Annotated in this window: 17 protein-coding genes; 10 read left to right on the top strand and 7 right to left on the bottom strand. The window is 67.9% G+C overall.

The window, feature by feature from the left end; genetic code table 11:
• Positions 1 to 78: 78 nt before the first annotated feature.
• A complete protein-coding gene (locus DPV74_RS26540; protein ID WP_119338262.1) occupies positions 79 to 2424 on the bottom strand; it encodes a phosphocholine-specific phospholipase C in 2346 nt (781 codons plus the stop codon).
• Between the two features lie 584 nt (positions 2425 to 3008).
• On the opposite strand from DPV74_RS26540, the gene DPV74_RS26535 reads away from it, so the two are divergent.
• The 3 genes from DPV74_RS26535 (at position 3009) to DPV74_RS26525 (ending at position 5843) form a co-directional block, all read left to right on the top strand.
• The gene (locus tag DPV74_RS26535) at positions 3009 to 3509 is read left to right on the top strand and encodes a GNAT family N-acetyltransferase (RefSeq protein ID WP_119338261.1); all 501 of its coding nucleotides are present in this window, start codon (positions 3009 to 3011) and stop codon (positions 3507 to 3509) included.
• Between the two features lie 296 nt (positions 3510 to 3805).
• Positions 3806 to 5404 carry a thioredoxin family protein gene (locus DPV74_RS26530; RefSeq protein WP_119338259.1) on the top strand — a complete coding sequence of 533 codons (1599 nt, stop codon included), beginning with the start codon at positions 3806 to 3808 and terminating at the stop codon, positions 5402 to 5404.
• Positions 5405 to 5477: 73 nt separating this feature from the next.
• On the top strand, positions 5478 to 5843 hold the full coding sequence (locus DPV74_RS26525; protein ID WP_027790324.1) for a 5-carboxymethyl-2-hydroxymuconate Delta-isomerase: 366 nt from the start codon (positions 5478 to 5480) through the stop codon (positions 5841 to 5843).
• A gap of 77 nt (positions 5844 to 5920) precedes the next feature.
• Here DPV74_RS26525 and DPV74_RS26520 read toward each other — a convergent pair whose 3' ends face one another.
• Positions 5921 to 6184 carry a DUF4148 domain-containing protein gene (locus DPV74_RS26520; RefSeq protein WP_027790325.1) on the bottom strand — a complete coding sequence of 88 codons (264 nt, stop codon included), beginning with the start codon at positions 6182 to 6184 and terminating at the stop codon, positions 5921 to 5923.
• 255 nt (positions 6185 to 6439) lie between these two features.
• Positions 6440 to 7843 carry a GntP family permease gene (locus DPV74_RS26515; RefSeq protein WP_119338258.1) on the bottom strand — a complete coding sequence of 468 codons (1404 nt, stop codon included), beginning with the start codon at positions 7841 to 7843 and terminating at the stop codon, positions 6440 to 6442.
• A 316-nt stretch (positions 7844 to 8159) separates the two neighbouring features.
• Between DPV74_RS26515 and DPV74_RS26510 the strand changes: the two genes are divergently transcribed.
• From DPV74_RS26510 to DPV74_RS26490, 5 genes are all read left to right on the top strand, one after another.
• Positions 8160 to 9638, top strand: coding sequence for a sigma-54-dependent Fis family transcriptional regulator (locus DPV74_RS26510; RefSeq protein WP_119338257.1), 1479 nt, complete (start codon positions 8160 to 8162; stop codon positions 9636 to 9638).
• Between the two features lie 54 nt (positions 9639 to 9692).
• Positions 9693 to 10220: a BON domain-containing protein gene (locus DPV74_RS26505; RefSeq protein WP_119338256.1), complete on the top strand. Its 528-nt coding sequence runs from the start codon at positions 9693 to 9695 to the stop codon at positions 10218 to 10220.
• Positions 10221 to 10281: 61 nt separating this feature from the next.
• Positions 10282 to 10554, top strand: coding sequence for a hypothetical protein (locus DPV74_RS26500; protein ID WP_048023821.1), 273 nt, complete (start codon positions 10282 to 10284; stop codon positions 10552 to 10554).
• Between the two features lie 103 nt (positions 10555 to 10657).
• Complete coding sequence (locus DPV74_RS26495; RefSeq protein ID WP_021159650.1) at positions 10658 to 10957, top strand: H-NS family nucleoid-associated regulatory protein; 300 nt, start codon at positions 10658 to 10660, stop codon at positions 10955 to 10957.
• Between the two features lie 605 nt (positions 10958 to 11562).
• Positions 11563 to 13920: a GNAT family N-acetyltransferase gene (locus tag DPV74_RS26490; RefSeq protein WP_059693080.1), complete on the top strand. Its 2358-nt coding sequence runs from the start codon at positions 11563 to 11565 to the stop codon at positions 13918 to 13920.
• 658 nt (positions 13921 to 14578) lie between these two features.
• Here DPV74_RS26490 and DPV74_RS26485 read toward each other — a convergent pair.
• Together DPV74_RS26485 and DPV74_RS26480 are read right to left on the bottom strand one after the other, a co-directional pair.
• Complete coding sequence (locus DPV74_RS26485) at positions 14579 to 15130, bottom strand: hypothetical protein (RefSeq protein ID WP_027790331.1); 552 nt, start codon at positions 15128 to 15130, stop codon at positions 14579 to 14581.
• Between the two features lie 194 nt (positions 15131 to 15324).
• Complete coding sequence (locus DPV74_RS26480) at positions 15325 to 16146, bottom strand: IclR family transcriptional regulator (protein ID WP_059693078.1); 822 nt, start codon at positions 16144 to 16146, stop codon at positions 15325 to 15327.
• Between the two features lie 665 nt (positions 16147 to 16811).
• Between DPV74_RS26480 and DPV74_RS26475 the strand changes: the two genes are divergently transcribed.
• Positions 16812 to 17660 carry an ureidoglycolate lyase gene (locus tag DPV74_RS26475; RefSeq protein WP_059693076.1) on the top strand — a complete coding sequence of 283 codons (849 nt, stop codon included), beginning with the start codon at positions 16812 to 16814 and terminating at the stop codon, positions 17658 to 17660.
• A 189-nt stretch (positions 17661 to 17849) separates the two neighbouring features.
• Here DPV74_RS26475 and DPV74_RS26470 read toward each other — a convergent pair whose 3' ends face one another.
• The gene (locus DPV74_RS26470; protein WP_021159659.1) at positions 17850 to 18233 is read right to left on the bottom strand and encodes a VOC family protein; all 384 of its coding nucleotides are present in this window, start codon (positions 18231 to 18233) and stop codon (positions 17850 to 17852) included.
• A gap of 253 nt (positions 18234 to 18486) precedes the next feature.
• Here DPV74_RS26470 and DPV74_RS26465 point away from each other — a divergent pair, with 253 nt between their 5' ends.
• The gene (locus tag DPV74_RS26465) at positions 18487 to 19128 is read left to right on the top strand and encodes an ABATE domain-containing protein (protein ID WP_060194100.1); all 642 of its coding nucleotides are present in this window, start codon (positions 18487 to 18489) and stop codon (positions 19126 to 19128) included.
• A gap of 47 nt (positions 19129 to 19175) precedes the next feature.
• On the opposite strand, the gene DPV74_RS26460 is transcribed toward DPV74_RS26465, so the two are convergent.
• The coding region (locus DPV74_RS26460) for a sigma-54-dependent Fis family transcriptional regulator (RefSeq protein WP_119338255.1) at positions 19176 to 20412 on the bottom strand (1237 nt) is incomplete at its 5' end.

Here is a 20412-nt window from a genome sequence, read left to right as displayed (position 1 = left end):
CGGGCGTCGTTCCCGGCCGGGCCGGCGCGGGCGGCGACACGCGTACAACGTGGCGCAACGCGTGTCGCCGCGGCGGCATCAGAAGCGGTCGGCGAGCCCCATCGCCGGGTCGCTGACCGAGTGGCGGCCGGTTTCCACGCGGCCGGCGACCCGGCGCGAGAAACCCGGGTCGCTGTCCGCGGTGACGATGAAGTCGTACCAGTGGCCGGTCGAGTCGAGCTTCCAGTCCAGTTCGGCCTGATCGCCGGCGCGCACCGTGACCGTCCACGTGGTACCGGTACCGCGACCCTGGCCGTTGCCGTCCTCGATGCCATGGTCATGGCCGTGACCGCGACCGTCGTGTGCGCCGCGGCCCGGGAGCGGCCCGTAGACCTGGTTCGACTTCACGGTGAAGCGCACCGTGCCGCCGCCGTGGTTGCGCAGCCGCAGGTGGAGGTTGCCGCTCGCGCCCGCATAGCCGACGCGGACTTCCGGATGGGGCGCGCGTGCACCGGCCAGGCGGCTCAGGTCGCCGGTGAAGCGGCGGTGATAGCCGTTCGGGCCCAGCACCCACAGGTCGTATTTGCCGCCGTCGTCGGCGCGCGCCGCCCAGTCGCCGTGCAGCGTCTTGCCCGGTTCGACGACGTAGCGCCGCGGCAGGCGGTCGAGGTGCAGCTTGTCATAGACGTGGAACACGGCGGCGGCGCGGCCCGTATTCGCGAACTTCAGCGTGAGCGTGCCGTTGCCGGCATCGGCACGCGCGCTCGCATGCAGCTCGTAAGGCAGCGCGCGCGACGGGCGCACGCCGGTGGCCTGCGCCGGCAGCGACGGCGCGGCCGGCGGCACGATCTTCGGCGCGGCCTGCTGCGCGGCGCTCAGCGCGTCGACCTGGCTTTTCGTCGTACGGCCCGCGAGCGTCGGCAGCGGTTCGTTGTTCGGCGAGCGGAAGTTGAACGCGCTCGTCAGGTCGCCGCACACCGCGCGGCGGTACGCGCTGATCTGCGGCTCGGCGACGCCGAAGCGCTTTTCGAGGAAGAGCAACGTCGACGTATGGTCGAACACCTGCGAGTTGACCCAGCCGCCGCGGCTCCACGGCGACACGACCCACATCGGCACGCGCGGGCCGGGGCCGTACGGGCGGCCGTCGATCGCCGGCTGGCTCGACGTGGCCGGCGTGAAGTCGTGGTATTCGACGGCGACGTCGGCGTCCCGCAGCGTATGGCCGCCCGCGAGCGTGCCGTCGGCGTTGCGCGACGGCACGGCCGGCGACGGCATGTGGTCGAAGAAGCCGTCGTTCTCGTCGTAGTTGACCAGCAGCACCGTCTTGCTCCACACCTCCGGGTTCGCCGTCAGCGCATCGAGCACCGCCTGCACGTACCAGCCGCCCTGCGCGGGGCTCGACGGCCCCGGGTGTTCGCTGTACACGGACGGCGGGATGATCCACGACACCTCGGGCAGCTTGCCGTTGCGGATGTCGTCGCGGAACGATTCGAGGAAGCCGTACGGCATCGTGTTGCCGAATCCCTTCGCGAGCGGGCTCAGCGGATCGTCGATCGCCGGATCGTAGAACGCGCCGGCCGCCGTCACGGGCTGCGTGATGTCCGTCGACGCGACGTAGGCGGGCCGGCGCGCGGGCGGCATCTGCTCGATCGCCGCGCGCCAGTGGCGGAAGCTCATCATCTCGTTGCAGCCGAAGTTGTCGATCAGGCTCTGGTAGACCTTCCAGTTCACGCCGGCCTGCTGCAGCCGGTCGGCGTAGGTGGTCCAGGTCCAGCCCTGGCTCGACGGGCCGATGTCGTTGCCGCCGTTGAACTGGTTGTTCAGCGCGGCGATCTTCACGCGGCTGCCGTCGGCCGGGCTGATGCCGTTCGGGCCGTTGGTGCCGCTCCAGTAGAACAGGCGGTTCGCGATCGTGCCCGTGTGCATCCCGCAGTGATAGTGGTCGCACAGCGTGAACGCATCGGCGAGCGCGCGCTGGAACGGGACTTCCGCCGCGTCGTAGTAGCCCATCGACAGCGGCGTCTTCGCGTCGGGCCAGCGGTTCATCCGGCCATGGTCCCAGGCGGCCTGCGCATCGGCCCACGTGTGCGGCGTGCCGCCCGCGCGCTGTGCGTTGCCCTGGCTCGCGTCGAGGTGATACGGCGTGATGGTGGCGGCGGGCATCGGCTTCGTGTACGTCTGGTAGAACACGTTGCGGCCGTTCGGCGACGGCACCGCAAAGCGGTCGCCGTAGCCGCGCACGCCCTTGAACGTGCCGAAGTAGCTGTCGAATGCGCGGTTCTCCATCATCAGCAGCACGACGTGCTTGACGTCCTGGATGGTCCCCGTTTCGTGAAACGCGGGAATCGCGAGCGCGCGGCGGATGCTCGGCGGAAACGCGGCGAGTGCGGCGGCGGCGAGGCCGGAAGTGGCGGTCTGCTGGAGGAATCTGCGGCGTGACGTCATGGCGTTCGGGTCCTGTGATGATGGGAGCGTTCGTGACTTCGTCTGGCGGTGCCCGTGCGTCGCCCGCCGGGGCGATGCGCGCGGCATGGGCGGTCGAGTGCGGCGGCCGCGCGTGGCGGAAGTGCGCGCGTCGCGCGCGATCCGTGGTGCCGCGCGGATGCCTGGGCCGTTGCCGCGATCCTGCGCGACGCGCGCTCGTGATGCGCGGGCCAGGACGTCGGTACACACCGGCCGGGTACGTGCCGGATTGGGCGGCGCCCAGTCTAGGGAGTCGACGTGACGCCGACGTGATGAAGGCATGACATCGCATGTCGCGCGCGTGACGTTGCGTGCGCAACGATCGATCGGGAAGCATCGGGAAGCGATGCGTGACGGAAGCGGGTAAGGAATTACCGGTTTCCGGCCGCCGGGTCGGTCAGATTTTCCCTGCGCGTGGAGGCGTGGCTTGAGCGCTGGTCGTTGCGGGTGCAACGGCACCGCATGACGCCGATGTTTCAAATGCGTGAAATCGGATAAGCTCGATCCGTTGCTGCGCATGTGCGCAGCCCGCGCCGCGGGCGCGACTTTTCGGACCCGGCCCACCCATGACCGACATCAAGATCCGGCACAGCGAGACGCACGACGTCGACGCGATCCGGCAGATCGCCGCGCACCCCGCGGTGTACATGAATACGCTGCAGTATCCGTTTCCATCGTTCGAAAAATGGCAGAAACGGCTCGCCAACGCGCACGAGCGCGGCGCGAGCCTCGTCGCCGAAATCGACGGCGAGGTGGTCGGCCATCTCGGCCTCGAGTTCGAACCGAATCCGCGTCGGCGCCATGCGGCAGGGCTCGGCATGATGGTCGACGCGACCCGGCACGGGCGCGGCATCGGCGGCCGGTTGCTCGCGGCCGCGATCGATCTCGCGGAAAACTGGCTGAACCTCACGCGCCTCGAGCTGACCGTGTTCACCGACAACCGCGTGGCGATCGCGCTCTACGAGAAGCACGGCTTCCGGATCGAGGGCGAATCGCCGGGTTATGCATTGCGCGACGGCGTGCACATGTCCGTGTATCACATGGCGCGGATCAAGGGCCGAGAGTGAACGCGCGGCGACGATGCCGCGCGTCATATTCATTCAAGAATTCGTTCGTTTCCCGCCGGCTGCGCGGATCGTATCGTTGAAGGATTTGCGCCGGCCGCTTCGGGCGGCGTTGACGGTCTCCGCATCGATGCGTGCGGCGTGCGTCGACGCACGCCGGCTTGCGCCACGCCGCACGCCGGTGCGCTTCATCGCGTCATGAATCTCGCTGCATGGTCGTCGCTTCAGGTCGTCGCTTCCCGTCGTCGCCTGGCGCGCCACGCCTTCCCGCAACCTTTTCTTTCAACGGACCCGCTTCGATGAAAACCGCTCTCCGGAATCTGACTGCCGCCTGCCTGCTCGCTGCCGCCGCGGGTGCGGCGTTTGCCGCCGCCGCGCCCACGGGCACCCCGGTCGCGAACGCATCGCCCGACGGCGCGCACCTGCCGCCCGGCATCGCGTGGCAGCACGGCGACGTCGACGCCGCTTTCGCGTTGGCGAAGCGCACCGGCAAGCCGCTGCTGCTCTACTGGGGCGCGGTGTGGTGCCCGTCGTGCAACCAGGTGAAATCGACGATCTTCAGCCAGCAGGCATTCAAGACCCGCTCGTCGTTCTTCGTGCCCGTGTATCTCGACGGCGATACCGAAAGCGCGCAGAAGCTCGGCGAGCGCTTCAAGGTGCACGGCTACCCGACGATGATCCTGTTCCGTCCCGACGGCACCGAAGTGACGCGGCTGCCGGGCGAAGCCGATCTCGACCGCTACATGCAGGCGCTGTCGCTCGGGATGACGGCCGCGCATCCGGTGCGGCAGACGCTCGCGACCGCGCTGAAGAACGGTGCGTCGCTGACGCCGGACGAATGGCGCCTGCTGGCCGACTATTCGTGGGATACCGACGGCGCGCTGCCGGTGCCGGCCGATCGCGTGGCCGAGACGCTGCAGTCGCTCGCGCAACGCGCGCGGGCGGCCGGCGCGAAGGCCGAATCGGCGCGCTTCGCGCTGAAGTCGGCCGTGGTCGCCGCGTCCGACGATCCGGCGCAGGCCGGCGCGCTGGACAAGACGGCGCTGGCCGATTCGCTGCGCACGGTGCTGCAGGACCCCGCCTTGTCGCGGGCCGATTCGGACGTACTGGTCGCCGCGCCCGCGCGTGTTGTCGCGTATCTCGGTGGCGGCGACGCGCAGCGCGCGAAATTGCGCGGCGCGTACGACACGGCGCTTGCGCGCCTGTCGACCGACACCACGCTGTCGTCGATCGACCGGCTGATGGCGCTGCACGGCCGCGTGCTGCTCGCGCGCGGCGATGCACGCAAGGGCGCACCGCTCGCCGTACCGGCGCTGGCCGATACGGCGCGCAAACAGATCCTGGCGTCGGTGCAGGGCGCCGCGAACGCATACGAGCGGCAGGCGCTCGTCAGCGAAGGCGCGGACACGCTGACCGACGCGGGGCTGTACGACGAGTCGGACGCATTGCTGAAGGCCGAGTTGCCGCGCTCGTCCACGCCGTACTACTTCATGTCCGGGCTGGCCGCGAATGCGAAGGCGCGCGGCGACAAGGCCGCGGCGCTCGACTGGTACCGCAAGGCATACGATGCGGCGAGCGGGCCGGCGACGAAGCTGCGCTGGGGCGCGACCTATTTCGCGAATGCGGTCGAACTGGCGCCGGACGATTCGGCGCGCATCGAAGGGATCGCCGCGAGCGTGCTCGCGCAGGCCGACAAGACGCGGGACGCGTTCTACGGCGCGAACCTGCGCGCGTTGACCAAGGTCGTCACGCAGTTGAACCGCTGGCGCGGCAGCGGCGCGCACGACGCATCGGTCAGGTCGATCGCGAAGCAGTTCGACGGCATCTGTGGGAAACTGCCCGCCGGCGATCCGCAGGCAAGCGCCTGCGAGCGCCTGATCCAGCCGGTCAAGGCATAGATCCGGTGGCACTGCGTGGGCTTTCGGGATGCCGGCCGGCGTGTTTCCCGATACCGACGAGGCCACCGACCCCATGCCCCACCTGACGCTCGAATATTCCGCGAACCTCGACGGGTTCGACGCCGGCGCGACACTGCGCGCGCTCAATGCCGCGCTTGCCGCGTCCGGCCATTTCGACGAACGCGATATCAAGAGCCGCGCGCTGCGGCTCGATACATTTGCAGTCGGCACGTCGCCGGCGCCGCGCGCGTTCGTCCACGCGAAGCTCGCGGTGCTGAGCGGCCGGCCGACTGACGTCAAGCGGGAATTCTCGGAGCGGGTGCTGGCGGAACTGAAGCGGCACGTCGTCGCGCCGCCCGGCATGCACCTGCAACTGTCCGCGGAAATACTGGAACTGGAGCGCGAGTCCTACGCGAAAGCGGTCATCGAGCCGCGCTGACCGTGCAGCGCGGTGAGCGCTGCGCGCGCCGGGAAGGTGGCGCTGACGCGAGCGCAGCCCGCTGGGTTGAAACCGGACTATTGGCCCGTGGCGGACACGCCGCGATTGCCGTAGCCGGCGCCCGCGGCCCGCGACGCACCTTGCTGCCGGGCGATCTTAGCTTCGGCGGCCTGGATGCTGGCAGGGTAGAACCAGTCGCTCGGCTGGAAGCCGGCTTTTCTCAGTGCAACCACCTCGGAATGAACTTCGGCGCGCGTGAGCGGCGAGGTGGCTTGCGCCTGCGCGGCGACGGGAGCGGCGAATGCGGCCGCGAGGGCGAGTGTACGGAGCAGCGGGTTCATGAGCGGATACCTCCAGGTTTTCGACGGCGCCGATCACGTACGGTGACCGTCGAAAGCAGTGTAGGCCTCGCCTGACGCGCGAAAAATGCCGCTGCGCCCAACGTAGTGTTCTCCGGAAGACAACAATGAACGGCCGGCGCGCGCACCTGGACGGTGCCCGGCAAAAAGGGGAGGAGCGGGGGAGAAGCCGGCCGCAGCGACGTGGCCGGCGGCCGGCGGGCAGCGACCCGGAGACGGGCCGCCGCGCGAGGGGTATTACACGAGCCCCGTCATGTAGTACACGGCGATCACGAAGAACACCGCGAGCGTCTTGATGATCGTGACCGCGAAGATGTCGCGATACGACTCGCGGTGCGTGAGGCCCGTGACCGCGAGCAGCGTGATGACCGCGCCGTTGTGCGGCAGCGTGTCCATGCCGCCGCTCGCCATCGCGACGACCCGGTGCAGCACGTCCATCGGGATGTTGGCCGCCTGCGCGCCCTTGATGAACAGGTCCGACATCGCGGCGAGCGCGATGCTCATCCCGCCCGACGCCGAGCCCGTGATGCCGGCGAGCGAGCTGACCGACACGGCTGCGTTGACGAGCGGGTTCGGGATGCTCTTCAGCGCATCGCTGACGACGAGGAAGCCCGGCAGCGCGGCGATCACGCCGCCGAAGCCGTATTCCGACGCGGTGTTCATCGCGGCGAGCAGCGCGCCGGCGACGGCGGCCTTCGAGCCGGCCGCGAAGCGGTCGCTGACGCGCTTGAATGCCGTCAGCACGACCAGCACGATACCGAGCAGCAGCGCGGCCTCGACCGACCAGATCGCGACAACGGTCTTGATCGACGTCGTGACCGGCGCGTGCACGCCCGGCAGCACGTCCGGCGCGACCGTGTAAGACGCGGCGCCGTACCACTGCGGGATCAGCTTCGTGAACGCGAAGTTCGACACGCCGACGAGGATCAGCGGCAGGATCGCCAGTGCGGGATGCGGCAGCGCCTTCGCCTCGACGCGTTCCGGCTCGTTGACGAGCGACGTGCCGTAGCCTTCGCCCTTCGCCATCGCCGAACGGCGGCGCCATTCGAGATACGCGAGGCCGACGACGATGATGAACAGCGAGCCGATCGTGCCGAGCGCGGGCGCGGCCCAGGCGGTCGTCTTGAAGAACGTGGTCGGAATGATGTTCTGGATCTGCGGCGTGCCGGGCAGCGAATCCATCGTGAACGAGAACGCGCCGAGCGCGATCGCGCCGGGCATCAGCCGTTTCGGGATGTTGCTCTGGCGATAGAGTTCGGCCGCGAACGGATAGACCGCGAACACCACGACGAACAGCGACACACCGCCATAGGTGAGCAGCGCGCACACCGCGACGATCACCGCATTCGCGCGCGAGCGGCCGATGTAGCGGATCGCCGCGTGGACGATCGACTCGGAGAACCCGGAGAGTTCGATCACCTTGCCGAATACCGCGCCGAGCATGAACACCGGGAAATACAGTTTGACGAATCCGACCATCTTCTCCATGAAGATGCCGGAGAAGACCGGTGCGACGGCGGCGGGTTCGGTCAGGAGCACCGCGCCGAGCGCGGCGATCGGCGCGAACAGGATCACGCTGTAGCCGCGATACGCGGCGAACATCAGGAACGCCAGCGCGGCGAGGACGATCACGAAAGACAAGGGAGTCTCCTAATGGCTTTGGTTGTTGTTCGATCGCGCGATGCGCCGCGGACCGGCTCAGGTTCGTGCAGGTTTCGTGCCATCGGCCGGATAGCGCCGCCGGACATGGGTCCGCCGGGGACCGGCGGGCCCGCGCCGGTCGTTGTCTGACGATTCTACATAAAACGTCTCCATCCGGAGACGAAATGGCCGTCCGGCCAGCCCGTGGAATCGGGCGGGGCGTTCCCGGGCAACGTGTTGCGGCGTGTCTCCGGAGTGAGATAATCCGTCTCGTTCCGGAGACAGCCGGTCGACGATACACGGAGACGAAGACACGATGATGAACGACTGGGCCCGCCTGCCCGTCAACTACGGCGACGTGCTGCGGCGCGCCGCCGAGTCGCTGTTCCGGACCTTCGAGGATTCGAGCGCGGGCACGGTGGTCGTCGATCGCGATGCACGCGTCGTGTGGATGAACGAGCGGTATGCGGCGCGCTTCGGTTTCGCCGATCCGCAACAGGCTGTCGGCCTCGACTGCGAGGCCGTGATCCCGAACAGCCTGATGCGCGAGGTCGTGTCGACCGGGCAGCCGATCCTGCTCGACATCATGGAGACGGGCCGCGAGCCGCTCGTCGTCACGCGCCTGCCGCTGAAGAACGAGGCCGGTGAGACGGTCGGCGCGATCGGCTTTGCGCTGTTCGACCAGTTGAAGACGCTCACGCCGATCTTTTCCCGCTACGCCCAGCTTCAGCAGCAACTGATCGCGACACAACGTTCGCTCGCGCAGGCGCGCCGCGCGAAATACACGTTCGCGAGTTTCGTCGGCACGAGTGCGGCGAGTCTCGAAACCAAGCGCCAGGCGCGCCGCGCCGCGCAGGTCGACTCGCCGGTGCTGCTGCTCGGCGAGACGGGCACCGGCAAGGAACTGCTCGCGCATGCGATCCACGCGGCGTCGGCGCGTGCACTCCAGCCGCTCGTGACGGTCAACGTTGCCGCGATTCCCGACACGCTGCTCGAAACCGAATTCTTCGGCGCGGCGCCCGGTGCGTATACGGGCGCCGACCGCAAGGGGCGCGTCGGCAAGTTCGAGCTGGCCGATCGCGGGACGCTGTTTCTCGACGAGATCGGCGACATGCCGCTGCCGCTGCAGGGCAAGCTGCTGCGCGTGCTGCAGGACAAGGAGTTCGAGCCGGTCGGCTCGAACCGGATCGTGCGCGCGGACGTCCGGATCATCGCGGCCACGAGCGCCGACCTGCCGGCGCTGGTCGCGGCCGGGCGTTTTCGCGCGGATCTCTATTACCGTCTGAACGTGCTGACGATCCACGCGCCGCCGCTGCGCGAGCGCGCCTCCGACATCGCGGCGCTCGTCTATGCAACCCTCGAGGAACTGGCCGCGCAACACGGGCGCGCGGCCCATTGCGAACTGACCGACGATGCGCTGCGGATGCTGTGTGCGTATCCGTGGCCGGGCAACGTTCGCGAGTTGCGCAATACGCTCGAGCGCGCGCTGATGCTGTCGGACCGGTCGGTGATCGATGCGCGTGCGCTCGCGCCGTTCCTTGGGCCGGTGCGCGTATCGACGGACGGTGCAGTACCGGCGCAGCCGGCGGCCGTGTCGACGGTCGAGCGGCGCACGGGCGAAGTGCGGGTTGCACCGGCCGCGTCGTATGCCGATGCATTGGCGGCGTGGGAGCGTCAGTTCCTGACCGATGCGCTTGCGGCTTGCGACGGCAAGGTGGTGGAAGCGGCCGCGCGCATCGGGATCGGCCGCGCGACGCTGTACAAGAAACTGGCGGCGCTGGGCATCGACCGGTAGGCTGACCGGCAACGCCGATGCGGCCGGACGTGCGGCATCGAACAGGAGAGCACGATGAAACGGATCGGCATCGCAGGATGGCTGATGCTGTTGCTGGCGAGCGCCGCGCTCGCGCAGTCGGGCGACGCCGACGCGCCCGAGGCGCGGCGCAACTGGTACAACGATCCGTTCATCGCGCTGTCGCGGGACGTGGCCGAATGCCCGTTGCCGCTCGGCCCGTGGATGACCCGGGCCGAGATGACGGACGACGCGCATTACCGTGCCGAACGCGGCACCACGTGCTGGCTCGCACACCGCTGCACGAAGCCGAACTCCTACATGTATGACGCACCGATCGCCGACGCTGTGAAGGCACACTTCGCCGGCTCCGATCGACTGCACGGCACGAGCCTGTGGATCACGGTGCAGCGGCGTTTCATTTACGTCGAAGGATGTGCCGATACGGCGTTCGACCGGCAGGCATTGCAGCGTGAGCTCGAGGCGATTCCGGACGTCGAGCAGGTGTTCGTTCGCATCACCGACGATCCGCGCAAGCGCTTGCCGTACAAGGCGCGCGGGCAACCCGGCCGCACGCCGAACTGACGGAGAAAGGGCCGCGCATGGCATACTCGCGACATTCAAAAAAAGGTTGACGGGAAGAACAATGAAACACATGCTTGCGTCGGTCTGTCGGTGGCCTCGGGCGGCCGTTGTGCTGGGTCTGGTTGCCGGGCTCGGCGGGTGTGGCGGCAGCGCGCCGCTGTTCACTTCGGACGGGCGTCCGACTACCCAGGTGCAATGCACCGGCAGCGACTGGAGCAATTGCACGGACAATGCCCGGGCGATCTGCAACGGGGATTTCGAAGTGCTTCAGCAATCGAGCGATGACGCCACGCGAAATCTTCTCTTCGCGTGCAAGAAGAAGAGCGGTTATTGACCTCGAGATAACCGGCTGGGGAGATCACGATCGGGCGAAGCGCTTTTCTGTTTGCTGAGAGTCACCTATTTTTCACGAATAACACTCACGGAGTCCCATCCATATGGCGACCTACAGGCAACTGACCGCGCAGCTCGAACGGCTTCAGCAAAAGATCGACAAGGAACGCGAAAAGGCGATTGCCGATGCGATTGCCGATATCCGCGCGAAAATCGAGGAATACGACATTACGCCGGAAGAGCTCGGGTTCCGTGCGGCAGGGACGGCGGCTGCCGCCGCGAAGCCGAAGCGTACGTCGCCGCCGAAGTACCTGAACCCGAAGACGGGTGAAACGTGGAGTGGCCGTGGACGGTCGCCGACGTGGCTCGGCAAGAATCGCGCGCGTTTCCTGATCAAGGACTGACTCCCGAAAATTCTCACCTTTCGCGTGCCGACCGACGGTGCGAACGGCCATGCGGCCGTCGCACCGTTTTGTTTTTGTGCATTCCCGGCGCGATTTCCGACGGCGTATTGAACTGCGATGCCGCGCAATTAAAGGATCCCGTTTTGCGAATTCGCTGCGATTCGGCTGCATATCGCGGCGATTTTCGGTAAACAGCGCCGCAATTTCACGGCACATCCGCATTGGCTCGCGCCATTCTCGCGGTGCACGCGCGCCGCGAATTCCGATCACCTTTCGCGTGTTTGCGCGTCGCGCCGTGCAATTCCCGAATTTACTCACCATAGCTCCTGTAAATCCTCACCTTTGACGAAGCGGACACAGCGCCGCGCCGAATGCGAACGCCGGCTGCGTCGAGCGAATGTGGACGCCCGGCGCGCGGCGATGGCTTTCGTGCTCGTGTCACAGGCCCATGGTGCGTGCGTTGACGTCTGTCGAATAGTCGGCCGTCCGGCATATAGGCAGCCGCATGCGCTTCGCCTATGCTTGGGGTTCGCGTCGATCGGTGTATGGCCTGTGTCCGTGCCGCATGCCGATCGGGTCGTCTTTCGTTACCGCAGGGAGCCGATGTGACCGTTCGCCATCTCGATGCGTTGTTCCAGCCCAAGTCCGTTGCGGTCGTCGGCGCGTCGTCGCGCGCGGGCAGTATCGGCGCGATGGTGTGGTCGCGCGTGCTCGACGGCGCGTTCCAGGGGCCCGTGTGGCCCGTCAATCCGAAGTATCGTGACCTGCACGGGCATGCGGTCGTTGCCGATGTCGACCGGCTGCCCGCACCGCCGTCGGTTGCCGTGATCTGCACGCCGCCCGCGACCTGGGCCGGCATCGTGCGCAAGCTCGGCGAGCTCGGCACGCGCGTGGCGGTGATCGTCGGCGAGGCGCGCACGGATGCCGATCGCGCCGCGCTCGATCGCACACTGAAGGCGGCAAAGCCGTTCGTGCTCCGTATCGTCGGGCCGGGCAGCCTCGGCGTGCTGTCGCCCGGACGGCATGCCCATTTTGGCGCGCCGGCCTATACGGCGAGATCGGGCGGTGTCGCGTGGGTGTCGCAATCGAATGCGCTGACGAACGCGGTGCTCGGCTGGGCCGACGCACGGGGCCTCGGTTTTTCGCATGTCGTCGCGCTCGGCAGCGAGTCCGACGTCGATGCGGGCGACGTGCTCGACTATCTCGCGAGCGACCCCGGCACGCGCGCGATCCTGCTCGAACTCGATACCGTGCGCGCGGCGCGCAAGTTCATGTCCGCCGCCCGCGCGGCCGCGCGCAACAAGCCGGTGCTCGCCTTGCGCACCGGGCGCGCCGATCCCGGCGACGCGCTCTATACGGCGGCGTTCCAGCGCGCGGGGATGGTGCGGGTCGATGCGCTCGACGACCTGCTCGACGAGATCGAGACGCTCGGCGTCGGCCGCGTCACGGCGCGCGGCGCGGCCACGCTCGTGACGAGCGATGCGGGGGTCGCGAAACTCGCGGTCGACGCGGTGTCCGACGTGCGCGACGTACTGGCCGACTGGCCGCCCGCCGCCACGTCGGCCGTCTCGGCCGCGCTGCCGCATCTCGCGTCGCCCGGCAATCCGCTGACGCTGGGCGACGATGCGCGGCCCGAGCATTTTGCCGCGGCGGTCAAGGCGCTCGCGCCGTTCCCGCAAACGGGCACGCTGTTCGTCGTCCATTCGACTTCCCACAGCGCGCCGGCCGATGCGGTCGCGCACACGCTGATCGAAGCGCGGCAGTACGCGCATCGCGGCATCCTCGCGTGTTTCTTCGGCGCGGTCGACGCGGCGACGCGCGATGCATTGCACGCGAACGGCATTCCCGTGCACACCACGCCGCAGCGGCTCGCACGCGCGTATGCACGTCTCGTCGACTACAACCTCGGGCGGCAGCTGCTGATGCAAACGCCCGAGGGCACGCCGCTGCAGCCGGCCGAGTGCGTTGCATCCGCACAGGCCGACGCGCGCCGGATGGTCGAAGCCGGCGAGCATGAGCTGACCGGCGAAGCCGCGCTGGGCTGGCTGTCCCGTTTCGGCCTGCAGGGCGAGCCGGCCGCCGAGCCGGCCGGCACGAAAGTCGTCGATGTCACGGTCGACATGTACGACGATGCGAACTTCGGCCCGGTGTTTCGCTATGCCGTGCCGCCCGCGGACGGCGTATCGGCGCCGTTCGTCGTCTATGGCCTGCCGCCGCTGAACACCGTGCTCGCCCGCGCGGTGATGGAACGCTCGCCGTATGCACGCCGCACACCCGTCGAGCCGACGCTCGACGCATTGACGGCGCTGTCGCAGGTCGTCTGCGACGTGCGTGAAGTCGTTGCGATGTCGGTCACGCTGCGCGTGCTGTCCGACCGTGCGCAAGTGATCGCACCGCGTATCACGCTGGCCACGGGCCGCAGCCGGCTCGCGATCATGCCGTATCCGCGCCACCTCGAGCAGACGCTCGAGTGGCGTGGCGAGACGGTGACGATCCGCCCGATCCGTCCGGAAGACGAGGCCGCGCACAACGAGCTGCTCGGCGCGATGACACCGGACGATCTGCGGATGCGATTCTTCGGTGCGGTGCGCAGCTTCGATCATTCACAGGTGGCGCGCATGACGCAGATCGATTACGACCGTGAGATGGCCTTCATCGTGTCGTTCACCGATGTGTCCGGGCGCGACCACACGCTCGCGGTGGCGCGCGCGGTGGCCGATCCCGACAACGAGACGGCGGAGTTCGCGATCGCGGTACGACCGGACCAGAAGGGCAAGGGGCTTGGCCGGCTGATGATGAACCGGATCATCGACTACGCGCGTTCGCGCGGAACCGCATGGATGATCGGCGAGGCGCTGCGCGAGAACTCGGCGATGATCGCGCTTGCGAAGTCGTGCGGTTTCGCCGTGTCGACGACGGAGGAGCCCGGTGTCGTCGGCTTCAGGATGAAGCTGCAGCCGTAGCGTCCGTCGGCGGCTCGGCGCGTACGGACGCCATATGCCGTCGCTGTCCCCGGCTTCCCGGCACGTTGAGGATGTTTCCGGTCACGAATGCCGGGCATTCGAACCGGTCTCGCGAGCGAAACAACGGCGAACGTGTCGCTGCCTGTTCGCGATGGAAACAACGACACGCATACGGCAGGCGTCGCGAGACGCGTTTCGTTTGCCGCGATATCCGTCGCGCGTCGTAGTTTTCCGCGCGATGTTCACACGTATTTGCCGCCGTATTTCAGCCTCGAAAATTCGAGCCTGCCCAAAAGGTGAGATTTTTCAGGAGCCGCCGGTGAGCTTCTCCAGGACGGTCGAGGTGAGCCGATACGGGAGCATTCGGTGAGCCTTCCCGGGAGTGGCCGGTGAGTACCTGCGGGAGGCGTCGGTGAGCCTTTCCGGGGCGCATCGGTGAGGGGCTGCGGGACGTGTCGGTGAGCACATCCGGGAGGCTTCGGTGAGGGTTTCCGGGAGCCTTGGTGAGCTTTTTCGGGAGGTGTGGGTGAGCGCTTGCGGGACGCCAGGGTGAGACTTTTCGGGAGTGTCCGGACGCACGGCTTGCGCAAGCGCAACGCCGGCCAAGGTCGGCGTTGAGCAGGGGGCGGGCACGCATGAACCGTGCCCGCGCTTACATTCAGGCAGCGAGTTTCGCCGCCGCGTCGTTCACCTGGTCGCGCGAAATCGCGAGTTCCTCGAGGTGCGAATCGGCATAGACGGCGCCGGTTTCGCGCTCGAGGCGGGCGATCGTCAGTGCGCAGCGTGCGATGTCCTTCGGCATCGCGATGAAGCGCTTGACCGATTCGCCGGACGTGAATGCTTCGAACAGCGCGCCGCGCACGTCGTCCGGAAGCGTCTTGGTCCACTGGTACGGCTTGCCGTTGAACGTGATCGACGGCGGCAGCGTGCGTTCCTTCTTGGTCGCCGTGATGAGCCCGTAGGTGCGGGCCGCGTCGCCGATCTGCTCGGGCGAGAAGAGTTCGTCGGGCGTGATGTCGAACTGCTCGATGTAGTTCTCGATCGCCTGCATCGCGGCGGCACGATCGTCGCGCTTCTTCTGCGCGCGCGCGACGATATCGCGCAGTTCGTCCGCCTCCTCGGGCGTGATCGTGAAGCTTGCCTGCTTCTGCTGAAGTTCGGAGAAACGCTGGAATTCTTGATCGTTCAGAAGTTTGGCCATGACATCCATCGGACACGACGGCCGCGACAACCGGCCGCCGTAGTTTTTGAGAGGGCCGCTATTTTAGCGTAGCGCCGTGGGCGCACGATATGGCACCGTGCGTCGCGCCTCGCACCGGCGTGATCGCAGGCGACCGGGATCGGCGCAATCGCGCCGTACCCGGTGCGTTCCGACGAGCCTGCGTGTCGGCAGGCTCAGCTGTGTCAGCAGGTTTCGGTGCGGCACATCGACAGATGGGCGGCCGTTTCGCGCAACCCATCGACGACCGCGTCGACCGACGGCGCCATGTGCGCATCGATCCTGCGCATGTACGGGCAGGTCAGCACCGCGATCGCATGGCCGGACGGCCCGAGGATCGGCGCGGTCAGGTCGGTCACGCCGTACGCCTGGCGGCTGTCCTGGCGCAGGTAGCCGGCCTGCCGGATGGACTGGCACGCGTACGCGAGTTCCTGCTCGTTCAGCGGCGCTTCGCCCTTGACCTTGCGGTGCTCCGCGAGCATGTGCGCGCGCTGCTCGGCGCCCTGGAACGACAGCATCACCCGCCCCGATGCCGTATCGGCGAGCCCGATGCGCGAGCCGAGCCGGACCGACACACCCCACGGGCCGGGCCCGTCGACTTGCGCGATCACGAGCAGGTTGCCGCGATCGTAGACGGACAGGTGGCACGATTGTTCCGAGGAATCGGCGAAGCGCTGCATCGGCGGCAGCGCCTCGGCGATCAGCCGGCTCATCGGCGGATGCCGGTGCGCGAGCGAGAACAGCTTGAGGCTGAGCGTATAGCGGTCGCCGCCGGTCGAGCGCATCACGTAGCGGCGCGCGACGAGGCGTTCGAGCATCCGGTAGATCTCGCTCGCGTTGCGGCCGAGTTCCTTCGTGATTTCGGTGCGGGTGAGGCCTTCTTTCTGCTCCGACAGGAGTTCGAGGATGTCGAGACCCTTGTCGAGCGCGGGTGCGCGATAACGGTCGATTGCGCCCATCGATTCCCGTGCGTCGCAGCCGGGAAGCAGGTCGTTGGTTGTTTGCATTGTCGATGTGAGGTTGGGGGATTACTGTCGATCGATTGGCGACGCACGCTGACCGATTCTGCACTTCGCCTGTGTCGGGCTCGCGTGTGGCGACGCACGCCATCCGTCCGAGCTTAACAACAAACATTTAGTGTGCAATGCAGCGTCTTTTTACCGATCGTTACCTAACAAGAACGGATCAATTTGTTTTCAGGATGACAGGGAAGCTCCGAATACCCGGTATTCATGACAGGTGGCACCGGTTCAAGGTATTCGAAAGGAAATCGGGCTGCGCCGCCGCCCGCGATGCTGCGCCGCAGCGCCCGCGGGCGCACCAATAGTCGGTATCCGTCGCGCGTCATTTCATCGTGCGCGGCCGATGGTACAAAGACTGGCGGGCCAGCGACGGTGCGGCCGCGCGTGACGCCGGCCGGTACGGGCCGGGCCATGTCGCGGGTGCCGGGCCGTCGTCGCCGATGCGCAGACCGGCGGCCGCCCGTTCGATGCGCGCCATACTTCCGTGTGGCGGCACGATCGCTGCGCCCGCGCGACCCTCGCGCGTCGAACGGCATGCCGGATGCGGCGCCGACGCGCGCAATCGACGATCGACAATCAGTCCGGCACGCGGCCGCGAAGAGCGGCGTCGGCCGGTATCCTGTCCTATTCGACAACAGAGGTTGAGCACGATGAAACTGCTTCGTTATGGCCCGTCCGGCCAGGAAAAGCCCGGTATTCTCGACGCGGACGGCCGGATTCGCGACCTGTCGGCGCATGTGCCGGATCTGTCCGGCGATGTGCTGTCCGACGCAGGTCTCGCGCGTCTGCGTGCAATCGATCCGGCCACGCTGCCGCTCGTGTCGGGCGAGCCGCGCATCGGCGCGTGCGTCGGCCATGTCGGCAAGTTCATCGGCATCGGCCTGAACTACGCCGATCACGCGGCCGAAGCCGGCATGCCGGTGCCGAAGGAGCCCGTCGTGTTCGGCAAGTGGACGAGCTCGATCTGCGGCCCGAACGACGGCATCGACATCCCGAAGGGTTCGGTCAAGACGGATTGGGAAGTCGAGCTGGGCGTCGTGATCGGCGCGACCTGCAAGGACGTCGACGAAGCGCGCGCGCTCGATTACGTCGCGGGCTACTGCGTCGTCAACGACGTGTCGGAGCGCGAATGGCAGATCGAGCGCGGCGGCCAGTGGGACAAGGGCAAGGGTTTCGACACGTTCGGCCCGATCGGCCCGTGGCTCGTCACGCGTGACGAGGTGCCCGATCCGCAGCGTCTCGACCTGTGGCTCGAGGTCGACGGCCACCGCTATCAGAACGGCAACACGCGCACGATGGTGTTCACCGTCGCGCAGCTGATTGCCTATCTGTCGAACTGCATGACGCTGCAGCCGGGCGACGTGATCACGACGGGCACGCCGCCGGGCGTCGGGATGGGCATCAAGCCGTCGCCGGTGTTCCTGAAGGCCGGCCAGACGGTGCGCCTCGGGATCGACGGGCTCGGCGAGCAGTTGCAGAGCACGCGCAACGCGCAGTAAGCGCGTGCCCGGTGCGGGCGGATCGCGGGGCAATCGGCCGCGAGCCGGTCGCGCCGCCCGGCATCGGCGTGCTTGCCTGCGGCGAGCGTCGCGACCGAACCTCGATGCAGCAAAAACAAGGACAAGGGCCCGATTCCGCGCGATGCGGAATCGGGCCCTTGTCGTTCACCCGCGTCGGTGCGAACCGGATCAGACGACGTTGTCCAGCTCGCAATGGGCTTCGAGCCGATATCCGTCGGGATCGACGACGAACGCCGCGTAATAGCCGGGGCCGTAGTGCTCGCGCTTGCCAGGCCCGCCGTTGTCCTGGCCGCCGTGCTCGAGCGCGGCGCGGTAGAACGCGTCGACCTCGACGGGCGACGCGGCCTTGAACGACAGGTGCAGCCCGGAGTCGGGATCGGCGGCGATGGGGCGAGCCGCATGCTGCAGCCACAGCACCGGCTCGGTCTCGCCGTACCCGATCGAGCCGTCGTCGCTATACAGCCGCTTGTAGCCGAGCGCGCCGAGCGTGCTGTCGTAGAACGTGCGGCTGCGGCCGATGTGGGCAACGCCGAAGGAAAGGTGATCGATCATCTGTGGGCTCCTTGAACTGAAGAGGGGACGTCAGGACGGCAAACCTGCCTACAAGCACCATGCCAGCCGCTTGTAGCGGAGCGCGCCGAGTGTGCTGTCGTCGAACACCCGGCTGCGATTGTTGTGGATAACGCTGAAGAAAAGGCGATCGATCATCTGTGTCTCCTTGAACTGAAAGGGCGCAGTGCAGCCAACCGTTTTTTAACCACCATGCCGGTTATGTTAGAAAGCGTCCGGATGCTTGTCAACCGGCATGCTGGTTAGATACGATCGCGTCATGAGCAAAACGCAACCTTCCGTCACGACGGACTGCCTGATTCCGGCGCCGCCGGAAACGCTGAGCATCGATTTCGCGAATACGCTGTACTGGCGCGGCGCCGACACGCCGACGGAGACCTTCGGGACGCTGGACGACCTGTTGACGTGGTGCCGCGAGCAGGCGTGCGTACCGGCCGGCCTGGCCGACGCGTGTCGAGTGCGGGACAAGGATGACGAGCCGGCGATGCTCGCGCGCGCGCTCGCACTGCGCGAGGCGCTGTATCGGCTGTTTCATGCGCAGGCCGAGCAGCGCGAGCCGCACGCCGACGATCTGGCGCTGCTCGGCGGCTTCCTGGCGGAAGCGGCGCCGCGCGTCGCGCTGGCGCGCATCGACGGCGCCTATGCGTGGCGGATCGGCGGCGCGGGCGCCACGCTCGCGGCGCTGCTGAGCCCGGTGCTGTGGTCGGCGATCGACCTGCTCGGCGGCGCGCGGCTCGCGAAGGTCAAGCGTTGCGCGAACGACGCCTGCCAGTGGCTGTTCATCGACGACAGCAAGAACGGCAGCCGCCGCTGGTGTTCGATGTCGTCGTGCGGCAATCGCGCGAAGGCGTACCGCCACTATCACAAGGTCGACTGACGTTCCTCGTTACGCAGGCGCGCGCCGGCGCGCCGCATCCGGCCTGCCTATTTCACCGACAACTTCCGCCACAGCGTCGTCTTGCTGATGCCGAGCATCGCGCATGCGCGATCGCGGTCGCCGCCGCACGCGTCGAGTACCGCGCGGATCTCGTCGGCTTCCGCGCGGCGGCGGCGTGCGTGCAGCGTCTGCGCATCGTCGGCGTCGGCCGCGTCGGGGGGCGCCGCGAACAGCTCGGGTGCGATCGCCTGCAGCGCGTCGGGATCGAGCGTGCCGCAGGCGGCGGCCGGATCGTTTTCGTCGGCTTCCTCGGCCAGCTCCACCGCGATCCGCTCGATCACGTTCTGCAGTTCGCGCACGTTGCCGGGCCACCGGTAGCGGGTGAGCCCGGCCTGCGTCGCGCCGAGCACGCGCGCGGCGTCGTCGGCGTCGCGCAGGCGCTCGGCGAGCCGCGGTTCGCGTCGTGCGGCCTGCACGAGCAGCGTGGCCGCGAGCGCCGGGATGTCGGCTGCGCGCTCGCGCAGCGGCGGCAGGCCGACGTTCAGGATGTTGAGCCGGTAATAGAGATCCGCGCGGAACGTGCCGGCCTCGACGGCGGCGAGCAGCGGACGGTGCGTCGCGGCGATCACGCGCACGTCGATGCGGATCGGCTCGGTCGAGCCGAGGCGGATCACCTCGCGCTCCTGCAGCACACGCAGCAGCCGGCTCTGCAGCGACGGCGGCATTTCGCCGATCTCGTCGAGAAACAGCGTGCCGCGGTGTGCGGCTTCGAACAGGCCGGTCTTGCCGCCGCGCCGCGCACCGGTGAACGCGCCTTCCTCATAGCCGAACAGCTCGCTTTCGAGCAGGGCTTCCGGAAACGCGCCGCAATTGACCGCGACGAACGGGTAGCTGCGCCGCGCGGACAGCGCGTGCAGGCTCTGCGCGATCATTTCCTTGCCGGTGCCGCTTTCGCCGAGCACGAGCACGGTCGCGTCGGATTTCGCGTAGCGGCGCACGAGATCGCGCACGCGCGCCATCGGCGCCGATGCGCCGACCACGTCGTCGAGCGCGTAGCGCGCCGCGAACTGCTGCGTGGTGGGCTGCGAACGCAGTGCGCGGTCGAGGCGTTCGACCGCGCGCGATTCCTGGAACGTCAGCACGCTGCCCGACGTGACGCCGCGATCGACGAGCGGCCCGCGATGCACGACGTAGCGCACGCCGCGCACGGTCGCGAGCGCGTCGCCGTCCTCGCCGCGCAGCGTGCGCAGCTCGGGCCGCAGGTCGACGAGCGCGCGGCCGACG

The organism is Burkholderia sp. HAN2018 (assembly GCF_024704855.1).
Taxonomy (GTDB): domain Bacteria; phylum Pseudomonadota; class Gammaproteobacteria; order Burkholderiales; family Burkholderiaceae; genus Burkholderia; species Burkholderia cepacia.
Note: the sequence above shows the minus strand (reverse complement) of the source record. Positions and strands in the feature narration are given on the sequence as shown.

Bases quoted from the DNA above. Each gene is read 5' to 3' on its own strand.
- DPV74_RS26530 (WP_119338259.1), top strand. From the start codon at position 3,806: ATGAAAACCGCTCTCCGGAATCTGACTGCCGCCTGCCTGCTCGCTGCC.
- DPV74_RS26510 (WP_119338257.1), top strand. From the start codon at position 8,160: ATGATGAACGACTGGGCCCGCCTGCCCGTCAACTACGGCGACGTGCTG.
- DPV74_RS26465 (WP_060194100.1), top strand. From the start codon at position 18,487: ATGCTGGTTAGATACGATCGCGTCATGAGCAAAACGCAACCTTCCGTC.
- DPV74_RS26520 (WP_027790325.1), bottom strand. From the start codon at position 6,184: ATGAACCCGCTGCTCCGTACACTCGCCCTCGCGGCCGCATTCGCCGCT.
- DPV74_RS26495 (WP_021159650.1), top strand. From the start codon at position 10,658: ATGGCGACCTACAGGCAACTGACCGCGCAGCTCGAACGGCTTCAGCAA.
- DPV74_RS26505 (WP_119338256.1), top strand. From the start codon at position 9,693: ATGAAACGGATCGGCATCGCAGGATGGCTGATGCTGTTGCTGGCGAGC.
- DPV74_RS26475 (WP_059693076.1), top strand. From the start codon at position 16,812: ATGAAACTGCTTCGTTATGGCCCGTCCGGCCAGGAAAAGCCCGGTATT.
- DPV74_RS26485 (WP_027790331.1), bottom strand. From the start codon at position 15,130: ATGGATGTCATGGCCAAACTTCTGAACGATCAAGAATTCCAGCGTTTC.
- DPV74_RS26480 (WP_059693078.1), bottom strand. From the start codon at position 16,146: ATGCAAACAACCAACGACCTGCTTCCCGGCTGCGACGCACGGGAATCG.
- DPV74_RS26540 (WP_119338262.1), bottom strand. From the start codon at position 2,424: ATGACGTCACGCCGCAGATTCCTCCAGCAGACCGCCACTTCCGGCCTC.
- DPV74_RS26525 (WP_027790324.1), top strand. From the start codon at position 5,478: ATGCCCCACCTGACGCTCGAATATTCCGCGAACCTCGACGGGTTCGAC.
- DPV74_RS26500 (WP_048023821.1), top strand. From the start codon at position 10,282: ATGAAACACATGCTTGCGTCGGTCTGTCGGTGGCCTCGGGCGGCCGTT.
- DPV74_RS26535 (WP_119338261.1), top strand. From the start codon at position 3,009: ATGACCGACATCAAGATCCGGCACAGCGAGACGCACGACGTCGACGCG.
- DPV74_RS26470 (WP_021159659.1), bottom strand. From the start codon at position 18,233: ATGATCGATCACCTTTCCTTCGGCGTTGCCCACATCGGCCGCAGCCGC.